The sequence below is a fragment of the Aeromonas lacus genome, assembly GCF_000764665.1.
In the GTDB taxonomy this organism is placed as follows: Bacteria; Pseudomonadota; Gammaproteobacteria; order Enterobacterales; family Aeromonadaceae; genus Aeromonas; species Aeromonas lacus.
Window position 1 is genome coordinate 19,017 of sequence record NZ_JRGM01000016.1, and the last position, 16,309, is coordinate 35,325.

Below are 16,309 nucleotides of genomic sequence, written 5' to 3' on the forward strand. Positions count from 1 at the left end.
CTATATCAGCAGATATGGCAGGCGACCTGATGCTGGGCCATCAATCTTGTCAATTTCTCGGGCGGCTCCTGGTCGGTAAAGAGCGCGTGAACCTGATTGATGTTGCCGAGGTTAACCATGGCATTGCGACCAAACTTGGTGTGGTCAGCCGCCAGAAAGACCTGGCGGGAGTGGGCGATGATGGCCTGGGCGATCTTCACCTCGTGATAGTCGAAATCGAGCAGGGAGCCGTCGTTGTCGATACCCGAGATGCCGATGACACCATAGTCCATGCGGAACTGGCCGATAAAGTCACGGGTCGCCTCCCCCACGATGCCACCATCCCGGTTGCGGATCTCGCCACCGGCAATGATGACGGTAAAATCATCCTTGGCTGTCAGAATGCTGGCCACGTTGAGGTTGTTGGTGACGATGCGCAGCTCGCGGTGATCAAGCAGAGCTCGGGCAATGGCTTCGGTAGTGGTGCCGATATCGATAAAGAGGGAGGAGCCATCGGGAATATTGGCGGCTACCTCGCGGGCGATACGCTCTTTCTCCTTGAGCTGCATCACTTTGCGGGCGCTGTAGGCGGTATTGACGGTACTCGAATGCAGGGAGGCACCGCCATGGTGGCGCCGGATCTTGTTCTGTTCGGCGAGATCGTTCAGATCCCGGCGAATGGTCTGGGGACTGACATCAAAATGGGTCACCAGATCGTCGGTCGAGACAAATCCCTGCCGCGTCAGGACGTCCAGGATTTCCAGATGTCGTTGGGTTTGCTTCACGCTTGCACTCCGATGATGAGACGAAAAAAGGCCCCGGCAGGTGCGGGGCCTTTTGGCAGTTTACCCGATCCCCTTGGGGATCAATAAGCTGAGGATCACGTTTTATGCCTTATGCGCCTCGGCTCTGGCTGCCACGGCGAGGTTCTCGTGCTTGAGGGTCATCGCCAGCAAGATGATGGAGAGCACGCAGGATACGGTCAGCACCATAAAGCCGCCGTCCCAGCCGAAGTGGTCAACGGTGTAGCCCAGCATGGCGTTGGCAGCCACAGCGCCACCCAGATAACCAAACAGACCGGTGAAACCTGCCGCAGTACCAGCTGCTTTCTTCGGCGCCAGCTCCAGCGCATAGAGACCGATCAGCATGACAGGGCCGTAGATGAGGAAGCCGATGGCCACCAGTGCCAGCATGTCGACGGTCGGGTTGCCAGCCGGGTTGAGCCAATAGACCAGCACGAACAGGGTTACCAGCACCATGAACAGGATACCGGCCGGAGCACGGCGGCCCTGGAACATCTTGTCAGAGATCCAGCCGCACAGCAGGGTGCCCGGAATACCGGCCCACTCATAGAGGAAGTAAGCCCAGGAGGATTTGTCGACGCTGAAATCCTTGGCCTCTTTCAGGTAGGTCGGCGCCCAGTCCAGCACACCGTAACGAATGAGGTAAACGAAGGCGTTGGCAATGGCGATGTACCACAGCAGTTTGTTGTGCAGCACGTACTTGACGAAGATCTCCTTGGCGGAAAACTCCTGCTCGTGGCTCTCGTTGTAATCCTTGGGAAAATCGTTCTTGTACTCCTCGATGGGAGGCAGACCGACCGATTGCGGGGTATCGCGCATCACGAAGAAGGCGATCACCGCGATGGCTGCCGCTGCGGCTGCCGGAACATAGAAGGCACTGCGCCAGTCGTTGAACCAGCCCATCCCGAGAATGAACAGCGGACCAATCATGCCGCCACCCACGTTGTGAGCCACGTTCCAGACCGAGACCACTTCGCCCCGCTCTTTCTGTGACCACCAGTGCACCATGGTGCGACCACAGGGCGGCCAGCCCATGCCCTGTGCCCAGCCGTTCAGGAACAAGAGCACGAACATGATGCCGATGCTGGAGGTGGCCCAGTGCATGGTACCCATCATGAACATCAGCGCAGCTGACAGCAGCAGGCCGGCAGAGAGGAAGTAACGGGCGTTGGAGCGGTCAGAGACGTTCCCCATCAGGAACTTGGAGAGACCATAGGCGATGGACACCCCGGAGAGGGCAAAGCCAAGATCTCCGCGGGAAAAACCCTGCTCGACCAGGTAAGGCATGGCCAGACTGAAGTTTTTCCGCACCAGATAGTAGCCGGCGTAACCGAAGAAGATCCCGAAGAACACTTGCCAACGCATGCGTTTGTAGAAGGGGTCGACCTTGTCGGCCGGGAGCCTGTCGATGTGCGCCGCAGGCCTGAAGAGACTAAGCATGTTCTGCTTCCTTATTGTTGTTATGGGCTGTTGAGGGTGCCCTTGAACAGTCAGACGAATCAGGTGAGTCCATTGATTCGTAAGCGAGCCAATTGTGCTCATATGCGCTCATAAGTTCTGTGATGCATGCTCAAATATTGCAGTTTTATTACAAAAAAAAGCTCCAAATGAGAAAACACTCATCAAGCGTCATCCCTTGTACAGCAAGGGTTAGAGACTACCTCATAGGGGGTATTATGGAGATTGCATATTGCTTTACGTCACATTTTCTTAGCAATGAGTGGGATCTTGTCCACATTTCCCATGGCGGGGGGATGGTGAAATTTATGGGAAGGTTTATTTTCTCTCACGTCCGAGAACGAGCGAAAACGAACATAACGTTTGCGCAAGAAGAATAAAGAACAAGGAAACGTTTTCGGTCGCAATGGATAGCCACAATAAAGATAAAACGGAACATCAAACCTCTACGGGTGGATACCTAAGGAATACTTATGAGCATACAAAGACCCAATACCCTGCTTGGCGAGTGCATCGCCGAGTTTATCGGAACCGGCCTGCTGATCTTCTTCGGCGTCGGATGTGTCGCCGCATTGGTACTGGCGGGAGCCAACTTCGGGCAGTGGGAAATTTCCATTACCTGGGGTCTGGGCGTTGCCATCGCCATCTATGTGACCGGCGGTATTTCGGGTGCCCACCTCAACCCGGCCGTCACCCTGGCGTTAATGACCTTCGCCGGTTTTGACAAGCGCAAAGTGGTGCCCTACATCATCGCCCAGATCGCCGGCGCCTTCTGCTTCGCCGCGCTGGTCTACTTCCTCTATAGCAACCTGTTCACCCAGTGGGAAGTGACCCACAACGTAGTGCGCGGCAGCGTCGAGAGCCTCGGTACCGCCGGGATCTTCTCTACCTATCCCAATGGCGCCATCTCCAACCTGCAGGCCTTCACCGTCGAGCTGGTGATCACCGCCGTCCTGATGCTGGGCATCATGGCGCTGGGCGACAACAACAACGGCGCTCCCAAAGGCTTTGCCGCCGCATTGCTGATCGGTATCCTGATCGCCGTGATCGGTGCCTCCCTCGGCCCGTTAACCGGTTTTGCCATGAACCCGGCTCGTGATTTTGGCCCCAAACTGTTCGCCTTCCTGGCCGGCTGGGGTGATGTGGCCATGACCGGTGGCCGTGATAACCCCTACTTCTGGGTACCCATCCTTGGCCCTATCGTCGGTGCCCAGATTGGTACTGCCCTCTATGTCAAAGTGCTGGCTCCCTGTGTACCGGGCAACCGTGTTGCCGCCACCGAGCAAGCTGCCCAAACCGCCAAAGAAGAGGCCGCCGCCTAAGAGCGCCCCTCCCCAACGTGTAAAAACGTGGAAAATAAAAACGTGGAGAACATCATGTCTGCTGAAAAGAAATATGTCGTCGCTCTGGACCAGGGTACTACCTCTTCCCGCGCCATCGTCTTTGATCAGGATGCCAATATCGTTGGCACCTCCCAGCGCGAATTCACCCAGCACTACCCGAAAGCGGGCTGGGTAGAGCACGACCCGATGGAGATCTGGGCAACCCAATCCTCCGTCTTCACCGAAGTGCTGGCCAAGACTGGCCTGCGCAGCGAAGAGATCGCCGCCATCGGTATCACCAACCAGCGTGAAACCACAGTCGTGTGGGAAAAGGCCACCGGCAAACCCATCTACAACGCCATCGTCTGGCAGTGCCGCCGCACCGCTGCCATCTGTGAAGAGCTGAAAGCACGCGGTCTGGAAGAGTACGTGCGTGAAAATACCGGTCTGGTACTGGACGCCTACTTCTCCGGTACCAAGGTGAAGTGGATCCTCGACAACGTGGAAGGTGCCCGCGAGAAGGCGATGAACGGCGAGCTGCTGTTCGGCACCATCGACACCTGGCTGGTATGGAAGATGACCAACGGTGAAGTGCACGTCACCGACCCGACCAACGCCTCCCGTACCATGCTCTACAACATCCGCGACCTGAAGTGGGATCAGCGCATGCTGGACGAGCTGGGCATCCCCATGTCCATGCTGCCGGAAGTGAAACCCTCTTCCGAGGTGTATGGCTACACCACCCGTGGCGGCGGCTCCCGCATCCCCATCGCCGGTATCGCCGGTGACCAGCAGTCTGCCCTGTTCGGCCAGCTCTGCTTCGAAAAAGGGATGGCCAAGAACACCTACGGCACCGGCTGCTTCATGCTGATGAACACAGGTACCGAGCCGGTTCGCTCCAGTAACGGCCTGCTGACCACAGTCGCCATCGGCCCGAAAGGGGAAGTGAACTACGCGCTGGAAGGTGCGGTGTTTATGGGCGGCGCTACCATCCAGTGGCTGCGTGACGAGCTCAAGATCATTCACGATGCCCGCGATACCGACTACTTCGCCTCCAAGGTGGGCGATACCAATGGCGTCTATCTGGTACCGGCCTTCGTCGGTCTGGGTGCACCTTACTGGGATCCGTATGCTCGCGGCACCATGGTCGGCCTGACCCGCGGTGCCAACCGCAACCACATCATCCGTGCCGCGCTGGAATCCATCGCCTATCAGAGCCGCGATGTGCTGGATGCGATGCAGCAGGACTCCGGCATCAAGCTGGCAGCCCTGAAAGTAGACGGTGGCGCTGTGGCCAACGACTTCCTGATGCAGTTCCAGTCCGACATGATGCATACACCGGTGGTGCGTCCGACCCGCATCGAGACCACCGCCATGGGTGCCGCCTTCCTGGCAGGTCTGGCCGTCGGCTTCTGGAAAAGCTCGGACGAGCTGGAAGACAAGTTCAGCGTGGACCGCGAGTTCATCCCGCAGATGGACCGCGACGATCGTGCCAAACGCTACAGCGGTTGGAAGAAAGCGGTCGAGCGTTCGCGCCGCTGGGCAGAAGAGGAGTGATCGGGTCACCGACACAGCCTTGAGATGAAAAACGTGAGAGGCCGACAGCAATGTCGGCCTCTCTTTTTACCTCTATCTCCCCTCTCCATCCCCTGTCGATATTCACTTATGCACTCGGCACAACTTAATTGAGTTGTTTATCTATAATTTGCTTCTGGGTCGCATATGCGACCTGTTTTTTACAGGAGCTAGGGATTATGGACAGAGCGATAAACCGATTTTCACTTAACTTCCTCTGGTCAGGACTCGGGATCAGAACCCGGATCCTCTCCGGTGTCGCCATACTGATGGTCATCGCCATCAGTTGTATCACCCTGATCCTGGAACAGATCTCCCACACTCAGGCGCAGCAGCGGGTCGAGCGCTATGAGCTGCCAAGCAGCGTGGATCGCATCGCCAACCAGCTCACTGCCGAACTGACCCACCACTTGACCGAAGCACAGGCACTGGCCAGCAACAGCTTCGTCATCGACTGGTTGGCTCAGGGTATGCCGGCAGCAGAGTGGCCCAAGATGGAGCACTACTTTCAGGCACTGCAGCAGCGCATTGGCGGCAATGTCTTTATCGCGCCGCTCCAGACCAATACCCTGATCAACTTCAGCGGCGGCCCCACAGCCCAGAAACAGCTGCACGAGTCAGACCTGAAAGATGACTGGTTCTACGGCTTTCTCAAACGCAATCACCCCTACGAGCTGAACCTCGATATCTCGGACTTTGACAAGCGCGCCTCGCTCTACATCAATACGGCCGTCACGTCCGAAGGCAAGACGCTGGCGGTAGCGGGCACTTCCATCAATATGAATGCGCTGCGCAAGCTCATCAGCAGCTACCGGATCGGCAAGAGTGGTCAGGTCTATATGGCTGATATGAACGGCTCCATCGAAATCCACCCGGATCAGGAGCAGGAGGGTGCGGCCCACCATCAGGCCGCTTTCCTTGCAACGGTCAAGCAACTCATTCCCAACGCCCATGAACAGGTTGCCGTCCAATCCCTTTCGCAGAATGGTGAAACCTACCTTATCGCGGTGCGTTACATACCGGCGCTCAACCGCGTGCTGATCGGCGAGATAAACGGCGCCGAGCTGGAGGAGGGACTGCATGAATCCCGTCAGCTCATCATCATGGTCTCGCTCGCCATCGGCACCCTGGCGATGCTGGCATCGGCCTGGCTCGCCCACTCCATCAGCCGTCCCATTCGCCTTGCGGCCGATGGCATGCACCACATCACTGCAGACCGGGATCTGGCAACCCGCCTCGACTTTTCCGACGAGTCGGAGCTGGGGTTGATGGCCCAGAGCTTCAACCGGCTGATCCAGAGCCTGAACCAGAGCTTCTACCGCTTCCAGCAATCGGGCAGCGCCCTGTCCGCCCAATCCTCCCAATCCCTGCATCAGGCGCAAGCGCTGGCTGGTGAGGCGTACCAGCAGGCCCAGAGCATTCAGGAGTTGACCAACGTCGTCACCATCATCGGGGATAATGCCGAGCAGATCGCCAGCCGCTCAATGGGCGTCAACGAGGTGACCCACCATATCGCCGGCCATATGCGCACCATCGAGCAGGATGTCACCCAGAGTGCCAACCGGCTTGAGACGCTGCGCAGCAGCATTAGCACCTCATCAACCCTGCTCGATGAAGTGGTCAAGGACAGCAACGATATTACCCAGATCATGAACCTCATCCGCGATGTCTCGAACCAGACCAACCTGCTGGCCCTCAACGCCGCCATCGAAGCCGCCCGGGCGGGCGACATGGGGCGCGGTTTTGCCGTGGTGGCCGACGAGGTGCGCCAACTGGCGGTGCGCACCCAGACAGCGACCAAGGATGTGCAGGATCTGATCCTGCGGCTGCAGGAGGGCACCCGCCAGGCCAGCAACTCGATGACCGACTCGCGCACCTTGAGCGAAGAGGGATACAGCCGGATGAGTCAGGCCAAGGAGGTACTGATCGATGCTACCAGCCAGATCAATCAGGCGGCACTCGAGATCAACGAAATAAGCGCGCTGGCCCAATCCCAGCACCAGCAGATGGGGCAGGCCAAGGCCGCCCTCGACGAGCTGGCCATGGTAGCTGAACATCAGCGCGAGCATGCAGAGGAGAGCAATGCCGCTAGTCGCGAGCTGTTCGAGCTGGCAAAAGCGATCGATGAGCAGATCCGCCAATACCGCATCCGTTGACCTGCCTATCATGCAAATGAAAACGCCACCGCAAGGTGGCGTTTTCATTTTGCGAATCATTTTGCTAGCGCTCTCATAACAGGAATAACGAGAAAACCCACAACATATTGATTATTAACATGAAAAAAGATGGAACGGCGGTTGCTTAGTGATATCAGGCTCAATAAGAGGAATGAGATCATGAAACCGACCAGCACCCGCACTGCCCAAGAAGAGAATGCACTGACCCCCCGCGAAGGCACCTTTCTGATGATGGTCGCACAACTGGTGGTCCTCACCACCATCGTACTGGCCGCTACCCTGGGTGGGATCTCATGGCAGTGGACCCTGCTGCTGGCCATCCCCCCCGTCATCGGCGGCGCCCTGCTTAGCCGGGTCTTTGGCAAACTGCCGCGCTAAACCGGCACACCCACCTTCCCAAACCGGCGGCCGACCCTATGTCGGCCGTTTGTGTATCTGCTTCATATCTACTTCACCGCAAACCGATGCGACCAACCGCAATAGCCAATCCGCACTACAAGGTATGGCTGCCAAGCTGCTCTTTGAGAAAATCGAGCCAGACCCGCAGTCGGATATCCCGCTGGGCATCGGAGTAGAAGACCGCATTGATGGGGCGCGAGGCGCCACTGTTGCTGCGGGCCAGCACCTCCACCAGCGCGCCGCTCTCCCGATCCGGCCCGGTCATGAAATCCGACAGACAGACGATCCCCTGCCCCGCCAGCGCCAGCTGGCGCAAGGTTTCGCCGCTACTGGCGCGCAGGCTGGGGGTGATGGCAAAGCGATCCCCCTGCTCGGCACTGAGCAGCGGCCAGTGGTTGAGGTGATCGGGATGCAAAAAACCGAGCAGCTCGTGACCGCTCAGCAGATCCGCCGGTTGGCGCGGGGTGCCGCGCTCGCTCAAATAAGTGGGGGAGGCCAGCAGCCGCAGCCGCGAACGGCCAAGGGGCAGCGCACGCAGGGAGGAGTCGGTCAGCTCGCCGATGCGGATGGCCATGTCCACCCGCCGCTCCATCAGATTGATAAAGCCCTCTGAGCTGTGCAGCTGCAACTCGATGGCAGGGTAGCGGCGGCGAAACTCGCCGATGATCGGCACCAGCCGGTGCAGGATAAAGGGGGTAGCGGCATCGACTCTCAACACCCCTTCGGGTTGTTCCCGGCGCATCAGCAGATGCCCCTCCGCCTCGCTCATCTCGGTCAGGATCTTCACCGCCCGCTGATAGAACCAGCTCCCCTCCTCGGTCAGGCTGACCCGGCGGGTGGTGCGATTGAGCAACACGGTGGAGAGCTTCTCCTCCAGCCGCTTGATGCCACGGCTCACCACCGAGTTATCCATGCCGAGGTTCTCCGCCGCCTGGCGAAAACTGCCCGCCTCCACCACCGCCACAAACAGGGTCAGTTCATCAGAATGGGTCTTCATTGCTGTTATCCGGACAAGAGTAATGGGCCTTTATAGGCGCAGCCGCTGTGGATTGGCAAGTCTGTGGTGGCGCGCCCCTTACTTTGTGCAGATAAATAACGTGACAGCGAGCCCACACCACACTCGCGATTTGTCAGTACAATGCAGCCAGAAAAGCACCGTATGGCACCAAGCAATCACAAGGACGAACACCATGACATTTGAAGATCGGCTGGCCGCCGCCCATCAGGAACTGGCGAGCAAAGGGGTATGGCATGCCAACTACAATCCCCCTCTGTGCAGGCTGCTGCGCAGGTTTGGTTATCCCGTCAAACCGCCCCACTATGAGGGCTGGCTAACCAACGTTCTGGTATTCGGGGTCGGCATTGGTCTTGTCTGGGGCATGGCGATGTGGTTTTTCAGCTGGCAACCTATGGCAATAGATCTGCTGTTTGCCCTGCGCCAAACAGCCTTGTTTGCGGGATTCGTCGGCCTGACCATGGCATCTTGGCTCTGGCTGCGACGCAAGCAGCTTAAACTGACCCCGTGGGAACAACTTGCTGAGCCCACCGATGCTGTTGATGAGGGAGATGAACTGAATGAAAGCCCATGAAAAACTGAACTATGTGGAGTTTGCGGCCAGGGATCTCGCCGCGACCAAGGCCTTCTTTCAGACTGTATTTGGCTGGCAGTTTGTCGATTACGGCCCCGACTACTGTGCCTTTGCCAATGAGGGGCTGGATGGCGGATTCTATAGGGCGGATCAGTGCAGCCAGGCAGCTCAGGGCGGCGCCCTGCTGGTGTTCTACAGCGCCGATATTGAAGCGACTCAAGCCAAGGTGAGCCAACACGGTGGCACCATCAGTCGCCCATTATTCGACTTCCCCGGTGGACGCCGTTTCCACTTCGTTGAACCCAGCGGTAATGAGTTTGCCGTCTGGTCGGAACCCGCCGGCACCTGATAAGCAAGCACCTGATAATAGGGGGCCACGGCCCCCGATTGCTGTGCCTCTCTCAATTCACTGCTGCGCCATTAACCCTGTTTCCAGCAAGTCACGGCAGGCATACTGACCCTTCGTTTTTGCCAAGGAGGTTCCGATGTCATCACCCGTTATTGTGATTGCCCAGCTTGAAGCCAAACCCGAATATGCCGAGCAGTTTCGCGCCGCCCTTGAGCCGCTGATTGCGGCCACCCTGCAAGAGGCGGGCTGCCAGCGCTACCAGCTGCATCAGGATCTGGACAATCCAAACAGCTGGATGCTCTACGAGGTGTGGGAGAGCGAAGCGGCCCTCACCCCCCATCAGGGCCAGCCCCACTTTACCCAGTTTGTCGCCAAGGCCGAACCCTGGTTTGCCAGCAGCACCATTCGCCGCTATCAGCCGCTGGACGCCTGATCCGCCGCGCCACTGAGCGCCCTTTGCAACCCGTTTGAGGAGTAGCATGATGAAGATGCCCAACCTGGGTCTTGGAACCTTTCGCCTGACCGGTCACCCCCTGCGCGACTCTCTGTTGCAGGGGCTGGAACTTGGCTACCGCCACATCGACACTGCCCAGATCTACGCCAACGAAGCCGAAGTGGGCCAGCTGATGAGCGAGAGCGGCGTGCCCCGCCAGGATATCTATCTGACCACCAAGGTGTGGACCAGCGAGTTTGGCCCGGGCAAGGTGATCCCGAGCCTTGAAGTAAGTCTGGAGAAGCTCGGCACCGACTATCTGGATCTGACGCTGATCCACTGGCCCTCCCCCAAGGATGAGGTGCCGATGGCGGTCTATCTGGAGCAGTTGGCCGAGGCTAAAGCACAAGGCCTGACCCGCGAGATCGGGGTCTCCAACTTCACCGTGGCCCAGCTTAAAGAAACCATCGACATTCTGGGGCCGGGCGCCATCGCCCACCAGCAGGTGGAGATCCACCCGCTGCTGCAAAACCGCAAGGTGGTCGAGTTCTGCAAAGCCCAGGGTATCGCCGTCACCGCCTATATGCCGCTCGCCTATGGCAAGGTGCTCACCGAGCCGCTGCTGATGGAGATCGGCAAACGCCACGGGGTATCGGCGGCGCAGGTGTCGCTGGCCTGGCTACTTGCCCAGAACATGGCGGTGATCCCTAGCTCCACCAAGCGGGAGAATCTCGCCGCCAATCTGGCCGCCCTCGATATCACCTTGAGCAGCGAGGAGATGGCCGCCATCGCCACACTGGAGCGGGGCGAGCGCTGCGCCAACCCGGATTTTGCGCCGGACTGGGATTAAGCAGACACAGGCTCAACGATAGCAAGAGCGGGGGCCATGAGCCCTCAACCAGATAGCTCCCCCTCATCCCCAACCCTTCTCCCGCAAGGGGAGAAGGGAGCAAATAACGCTCAATGACATTTTTCAGCACCAGCGGGAGGAACAATACCTCCCGATTTTTTGTCTCCAATACCGCGTGCCACTGCCGTCAGTGCAGCTGACATCTTCCCGCCCCCTCGACTGTCCCTTGCTCCTTAACCGCTCCCCCTTTGTAGTGGTCAACTAAATCCCGACTCTCTGCACGCTGTTGCCCCTGCGCTCACTTAACTCTGCACGGCCGCTTTTGGCTTCGTTGTCTCAGTTACTCCCACTCCCCTCACTATTGCTGCTGATTTGGCAAAAGTAATTTGATGTAACCATCATTTTTGCCAACAAACTGTCTCGGCATACTGGCGCCATTCTCCCGTCGGGAGTCCCTAACCAAGGAGTTGTTATGCCACTGGCGTTATTTGCCCTCACCTTAAGTGCCTTTGCGATCGGCACCACTGAATTTGTGATCGTGGGGCTTATCCCCACCATCGCCGAGCAGCTCAATGTCTCGCTCCCCTCGGCGGGCCTGTTGGTCAGCCTCTATGCCCTTGGCGTAGCCATCGGCGCCCCCGTGCTCACGGCGCTCACTGGCAAGGTGCCGCGCAAGTGGTTGCTGGTAGGGTTGATGGCGCTCTTTACCGCCGGCAACCTGCTGGCCTGGCAGGCCCCCGGTTACGAGAGCCTGATTGTGGCCCGCATCCTGACCGGATTAGCGCACGGGGTCTTCTTCTCGGTGGGCAGCACCATCGCCACGGGTCTTGTGGCCAAAGAGAAGGCGGCGAGCGCCATCGCCATCATGTTCAGCGGCCTTACCGTGGCGCTGGTGACCGGCGTACCGCTTGGCACCTGGATTGGTCAGGTCTTTGGCTGGCGCGAGACCTTTCTGGTGGTGAGCCTGCTCGGCCTCGTCGCCATGGTGGGTAGCCTGCTGCTGATCCCGAGCAACCTGCCCAAGGGGGCGGCCTCCACCATCCGCGAACAGCTCTCGGTGCTGACCAAGAAGCCGCTGCTGCTGGTCTACGCTAAAACCGCCCTCGGTTACGGTGGCGCTTTCACAGCCTTCACCTTCCTTGCCCCCATCCTGCAGCAGATAAGCGGTTTTAGCGCCGGTGCGGTGAGCCTGATCCTGCTGGTTTACGGGGTATCGGTCGCCGTCGGCAATATCTGGGGCGGCAAGCTGGCCGACAAGATGGGTCCGCTGCCGGCGCTCAAGCTGCTGTTTGCAGGTCTCGCTGTGGTGCTGCTGGCCCTCACTTTCACCGCGCCGCACCCGGTGCTGGCGGTATTGACCGTACTGGTGTGGGGCGCTTTTGCCTTCGGCAATGTGCCGGGCCTGCAAGTGCTGGTGGTACAGCAAGCCGAACGCCATACCCCCAAGGCAGTGGATGTGGCCTCCGGCCTCAATATCGCCGCCTTCAACGTCGGCATTGCGCTGGGATCGATCGTCGGTGGTCTGGTGGTGGAGCACCTTGGCCTGATCCACACCCCCTGGATCGGCGCCCTTATCGTGCTGCTGGCCTACGGGCTGACTCATGTCAGCGAGCGCCGCGAAGCCGTCCGGCTCGCCGCCTGTCAGGCATAAGCTGTGCCAGCAGGCCGCTCTGCCTCTCCCGTCATCACATAAAAACGAGCGGCTTATGCCGCTCGTCTCTTTTCACGCTCTGTTATTTTGTCTGTTGTTATGCAGTGCGGGAAACCACCTCCCCCTTGCTCACTGCACGCTTGAGCCAGTAGTCGAGGCTGACATAGCGACCCCCGCCGTAAACCAGCAGTACCAGCAGCATCACGAAGTAGGTGGCGGCAAATTCCATCCCGTTGTTGAGCATCACGGGGTCTCCCAGTTCGGTGATGTAGTTGTAACGACCGGGGAAGTTGGCGGCCAGCCACTCGATAAAGCCGTTGAGGCGCACAGTGGCCTCCATGCTGCCAGTGGCGATGGCATCCCAGCCGTGCTTCCAGTGCACCATGGCGCTTGCCACGCTCATCAGGAAAATAGTGGGAATGGCCATGATGCGGGTAAAGAGGCCAAGGGCGATGCAGATGCAGCCCAGCACCTCGGTGCCCGCCGCCAGAAAGGCGAGCAGGGTCGGGAACGGCAGGTTGAGCCCCCCTTCCGAGACCGGGGCGCCAAACCAGGCGACCGTGCCGGCAAAGCCCACCACCTTGGAGTGGGCCCCCACATAGATGACCGGAATGAGATAGAGGCGAATGGCCAGCAGGGCCAGAAAATCGAGCCGCTTACACTGGGCTACCGCCCGCTCGTACCACTGGATCAGGGTGTTGTTCATGGGAATTCTCCTTGGTGTTTGCTAGATGAGGGCAAGGGCGCGCCGGACTGGCGCTCGCCAACGGACAAGGTCAGCAGACCCAGCCGGTAAAAATGGCGTGCCCACCCGGTCAGATCAAAATCGTGGCGAACCTGTTGCACCTGTTGCTGGAACGCGGCTTGGGTGCTCCCCGGCTGCTGTTGCAGCAACTGGATCAGCGCCACGTCCCATTCGCGCAACCGCTGGGTCACCACCTGATGATCCGGGCTGCGAAACAGGCCATAGAAGTGGTTGCCCTGCCGAGTCGGCACCACGCCGCTGCGGCGAATGGCAAAGGGGAGTTCAAGCAGTTGCAGGGTGGGATTGAGCCCGAGCGGACTCTCCGTCGTCACCTCCTCCTCCGCCGTAACTTGCGGCACCACCCGCTGGTCAATCTCGACACAGAGGCAGGCCCACTCGTACTCCAACAGCGCCAGCCGCTGCTTTGGCCAGTTGAGGGAGCCCTCACTGTGGCGATGCTGCACATAGCGGACAAACTCGGTGGCAATATGGTGAAACTCGGGAGCCTCGGCGCCGTGCTGGATAACAAAGCTCTCCACCAGCTGCCATCTGTCCACCGGCGCCCAGTGAGCGTGGGTGAGCGGAAAAGCACTCTCCAGCACCGACTCCACATTGGCGCGCACGCTGCGGGCATAGTGGCTGGCGATGCCATCCTGCGGCAGCCGCACCCGGCTCGCCAGCCAGGCGGTCTGCTGCTGCATCCGCTGCGGCGCCGTTTTGGGCGCGCTGATCAGAGATAACCGTCTATCCATAGCGCACCTCCCGCACCTGACTGTCGAGCGCCTCGCAACAGGCGCCGTGCACCCGTGCCAGCTCGGCCTCCAGCTCTGCCAGCGGTGGCAGATGGTGATCCCGCTCCAGCAGCAGGGGGCGCAGGCCGTGGGTCTGCACCGTATAACGGGCCAGCGCCACCACCGCCTCGCAAACTGGACGACCATGGGTATCCAGCAGGGTGCCATCCGCCTCTTCCAGATGACCGGCGATATGGAAGTAGCGGATCGCACTGCCCGGCAGCCCGGCGATCATCCGTTTGGGGCAGTAACCGTGATTGCGGCTGTTCACAAAGACGTTGTTGATATCGAGCAGCAGCTCGCAGCCGCTGCGCGCCACCAGCTCGGCGAGAAAATCCTCCTCCGGCATCTCATGGTCATAACCGTGGTAGTAGGAGATATTTTCCAGCACCAGCGGGCGGGCCAGCGCCTCCTGCACCTGCTCGATCCGCTCGGCCAGATAGGGGATATTCTCCCACTGGCGCGGCACCGGCAGCAGTTCGTAGAGATAACCCTGCTGGTCACGGGAAAAGCTCAGGTGCTCGCTGTAGATCTCGATACCGAACCCGTCCAGAAAAGTGCGGATCTGGCCGAGCAGGGCGCGGTTGAGAGGCTGACAATCGCCGAGGGAGAGGCTGAGCCCGTGGGCCACCAGCGGGTACCGCTCGGCCAGCTGATGCAGCTGCGCCCGCTTGGCGCCGCCGATGGCCATCCAGTTCTCCGGCGCCAGCTCGAGAAAGTCGATACCGGGGCGCATGGGGCCGGCGCAGAGTGCATCCAGATACTCCTGCCGCAGCCCGATCCCCCGACTGCGGAAGCTTATTGGCCGCATACCCCCTCCGTCATCTTGCTGCCCTTGCTGGATGTGTCGCCATCAATCCCCTCTCCTGCCACGCCACACTTGCCATCGCGAGCGCGCACCAGCCGCCCCTGCGGATCACTGTCGAGGGCTTGCTTTTCAAAGCGCTTCTCGGTGCCGCACTTGCCCGCGGCGCACTTGCCGCCGTGCTGTTCGCTGGGGGCTGCCTTGACCGGCGCATCGCTCGGGGTGGCCGCCAGCGCCAGTCCCGGGGTCAGGGCAATCAGGCTGGTCATGGCGATGGAGAGAGTCAGTTTGCCGGTGGTTTTGTTGCTGCTTGAGTTACTCATGAGCGGACTCCTTGACGGATGAAACGGGGTAGCTGGAGAGATCGCGGGCGGCCACGATCTGGCCGTGGAACTGCTGTTTGACGATGGCCATCGCCTCTTTCTTGTGATTGAGGCCGACCCCCATCCAGTGGTTCAACACCAGCAGCTTAGGGTTCACCTCGGCGGCAATCTTGGCCACCACAGATGGCTTGGCATGGAGCGAGGCGGAGACCGGGTCAGCCGCTTCATGAATGGCGAGCGGCATCACCAGAATGTCGGCGCCCCGGGCAAAATCGAGGAAGGCGGGGTTGGAACCGTTCTGATCCGCCGAGATGACGATGCTCCCCTCGGCACTCTGGATCCGGTAGGCCAGACAGGGCACGTCACCGTGGGGGATGCCGAGCGCGGTGATGGTCAAGCCATCCTGCTGATAGACGGTGTGGGGTTTTGCCCCCCGATAGGGGACATCAATCAGGGTGATGGGGAAGAGACCATCAGTGCCATCTTTGAAACCGCTCAGGTAGGCGTAAGCCCCCTTCTCCTTGTTGAAGAGGGCATCAAAGTAGCCGCTCATGCTGGGGAAGGCCGAACCCGCCTCGGGCCCTGCCAGATCCAGCGGATCGCTGCGCTCGAAGAAGTAGGCTCCCTTGAGCAGGGCGGGCAGGTCGGTCACATGGTCGGTGTGAAAGTGGGTGATGCCGATAAAATCGACCTCTTCGAGCTTGGCCCCTGCCTGACCGAAGCGCAGGTAGACGCCGCCACCGGCATCGATCAGGATGCGGGATTTCCCCTTCCACCAGATCACCTCGCTGGAGGAGGCGCGCTGATCGTCGGAGATGGGGCCGCCGCTGCCGAGCACCTGCAGGGTGAAGTTCTTGTCCAGTGGCGTCAGTTGTACGCCTTGGCTGGCGGCACCCGCCGGCGCGGCGGCAAGGGCGCAGCCGATGGCCAGCGCCACCGCTTTCAATGTCTGTTTCATATTGATTACCTGTCGGTTGAGTGACAGTCCTCGACTGTCAGTGAAGTGGCAGGGTGGTCGGGCGGCGCCACTGGCAGCCCGACCGGGCATGCGGGTCAGACC

At 59.8% G+C, this 16,309-nt stretch carries 17 protein-coding genes; 9 read left to right on the forward strand and 8 right to left on the reverse strand.

Translation table 11 applies throughout. The annotated features are described in order from the left end of the window. Window positions 1-5: 5 nt before the first annotated feature. Together LG31_RS0102370 and glpT are read right to left on the reverse strand one after the other, a co-directional pair. Entirely contained in the window at window positions 6-764 is a 759-nt protein-coding gene (locus tag LG31_RS0102370; protein ID WP_033112910.1) for a DeoR/GlpR family transcriptional regulator, read from the reverse strand. 102 nt (window positions 765-866) lie between these two features. After that, window positions 867-2,222 carry a glycerol-3-phosphate transporter gene (gene glpT / locus LG31_RS0102375; RefSeq protein WP_033112911.1) on the reverse strand — a complete coding sequence of 452 codons (1,356 nt, stop codon included), beginning with the start codon at window positions 2,220-2,222 and terminating at the stop codon, window positions 867-869. Window positions 2,223-2,713: 491 nt separating this feature from the next. On the opposite strand from glpT, the gene LG31_RS0102380 reads away from it, so the two are divergent. The 4 genes from LG31_RS0102380 (at window position 2,714) to LG31_RS0102395 (ending at window position 7,692) form a co-directional block, all read left to right on the forward strand. Beyond that, the gene (locus LG31_RS0102380; protein WP_033112912.1) at window positions 2,714-3,562 is read left to right on the forward strand and encodes an MIP/aquaporin family protein; all 849 of its coding nucleotides are present in this window, start codon (window positions 2,714-2,716) and stop codon (window positions 3,560-3,562) included. Between the two features lie 54 nt (window positions 3,563-3,616). After that, window positions 3,617-5,119: a glycerol kinase GlpK gene (glpK, locus tag LG31_RS0102385; RefSeq protein ID WP_033112913.1), complete on the forward strand. Its 1,503-nt coding sequence runs from the start codon at window positions 3,617-3,619 to the stop codon at window positions 5,117-5,119. Window positions 5,120-5,316: 197 nt separating this feature from the next. Next, window positions 5,317-7,293: a methyl-accepting chemotaxis protein gene (locus LG31_RS0102390; RefSeq protein WP_033112914.1), complete on the forward strand. Its 1,977-nt coding sequence runs from the start codon at window positions 5,317-5,319 to the stop codon at window positions 7,291-7,293. A 180-nt stretch (window positions 7,294-7,473) separates the two neighbouring features. Beyond that, window positions 7,474-7,692: a hypothetical protein gene (locus tag LG31_RS0102395; RefSeq protein WP_033112915.1), complete on the forward strand. Its 219-nt coding sequence runs from the start codon at window positions 7,474-7,476 to the stop codon at window positions 7,690-7,692. Between the two features lie 115 nt (window positions 7,693-7,807). Here LG31_RS0102395 and LG31_RS0102400 read toward each other — a convergent pair whose 3' ends face one another. Beyond that, window positions 7,808-8,710: a LysR substrate-binding domain-containing protein gene (locus LG31_RS0102400; protein WP_033112916.1), complete on the reverse strand. Its 903-nt coding sequence runs from the start codon at window positions 8,708-8,710 to the stop codon at window positions 7,808-7,810. Between the two features lie 193 nt (window positions 8,711-8,903). Here LG31_RS0102400 and LG31_RS0102405 point away from each other — a divergent pair, with 193 nt between their 5' ends. From LG31_RS0102405 to LG31_RS0102425, 5 genes are all read left to right on the forward strand, one after another. Further along, window positions 8,904-9,302 carry a DUF6404 family protein gene (locus tag LG31_RS0102405; protein ID WP_033112917.1) on the forward strand — a complete coding sequence of 133 codons (399 nt, stop codon included), beginning with the start codon at window positions 8,904-8,906 and terminating at the stop codon, window positions 9,300-9,302. Then, the gene (locus LG31_RS0102410) at window positions 9,289-9,651 is read left to right on the forward strand and encodes a VOC family protein (protein ID WP_033112918.1); all 363 of its coding nucleotides are present in this window, start codon (window positions 9,289-9,291) and stop codon (window positions 9,649-9,651) included. Before LG31_RS0102405 ends, LG31_RS0102410 begins: the two co-directional genes overlap by 14 nt. A 136-nt stretch (window positions 9,652-9,787) precedes the next feature. Then, complete coding sequence (locus tag LG31_RS0102415) at window positions 9,788-10,084, forward strand: putative quinol monooxygenase (RefSeq protein ID WP_033112919.1); 297 nt, start codon at window positions 9,788-9,790, stop codon at window positions 10,082-10,084. A 46-nt stretch (window positions 10,085-10,130) separates the two neighbouring features. Further along, window positions 10,131-10,934, forward strand: a complete 804-nt coding sequence (gene dkgB / locus LG31_RS0102420) for a 2,5-didehydrogluconate reductase DkgB (protein WP_033112920.1) — start codon at window positions 10,131-10,133, stop codon at window positions 10,932-10,934. Window positions 10,935-11,406: 472 nt separating this feature from the next. Further along, a complete protein-coding gene (locus LG31_RS0102425; protein WP_033112921.1) occupies window positions 11,407-12,585 on the forward strand; it encodes an MFS transporter in 1,179 nt (392 codons plus the stop codon). A 97-nt stretch (window positions 12,586-12,682) separates the two neighbouring features. Here LG31_RS0102425 and LG31_RS0102430 read toward each other — a convergent pair whose 3' ends face one another. Genes LG31_RS0102430 through LG31_RS0102450 form a run of 5 tightly spaced genes read right to left on the reverse strand, consistent with a single transcriptional unit; the run spans window position 12,683 to window position 16,207 of the window. Then, window positions 12,683-13,291, reverse strand: coding sequence for an HvfX family Cu-binding RiPP maturation protein (locus LG31_RS0102430; RefSeq protein ID WP_033112922.1), 609 nt, complete (start codon window positions 13,289-13,291; stop codon window positions 12,683-12,685). Continuing rightward, the gene (locus tag LG31_RS0102435) at window positions 13,288-14,082 is read right to left on the reverse strand and encodes an HvfC family peptide modification chaperone (protein WP_050513384.1); all 795 of its coding nucleotides are present in this window, start codon (window positions 14,080-14,082) and stop codon (window positions 13,288-13,290) included. Before LG31_RS0102435 ends, LG31_RS0102430 begins: the two co-directional genes overlap by 4 nt. Further along, complete coding sequence (locus tag LG31_RS0102440) at window positions 14,075-14,932, reverse strand: MbnB/TglH/ChrH family RiPP precursor modification enzyme (RefSeq protein WP_033112923.1); 858 nt, start codon at window positions 14,930-14,932, stop codon at window positions 14,075-14,077. Before LG31_RS0102440 ends, LG31_RS0102435 begins: the two co-directional genes overlap by 8 nt. Continuing rightward, window positions 14,920-15,249: a hypothetical protein gene (locus LG31_RS0102445; RefSeq protein WP_033112924.1), complete on the reverse strand. Its 330-nt coding sequence runs from the start codon at window positions 15,247-15,249 to the stop codon at window positions 14,920-14,922. Before LG31_RS0102445 ends, LG31_RS0102440 begins: the two co-directional genes overlap by 13 nt. Continuing rightward, window positions 15,242-16,207 carry an MBL fold metallo-hydrolase gene (locus LG31_RS0102450; RefSeq protein WP_033112925.1) on the reverse strand — a complete coding sequence of 322 codons (966 nt, stop codon included), beginning with the start codon at window positions 16,205-16,207 and terminating at the stop codon, window positions 15,242-15,244. The genes LG31_RS0102445 and LG31_RS0102450 overlap by 8 nt, the downstream gene beginning before the upstream one ends. Between the last annotated feature and the right edge of the window lie 102 nt (window positions 16,208-16,309).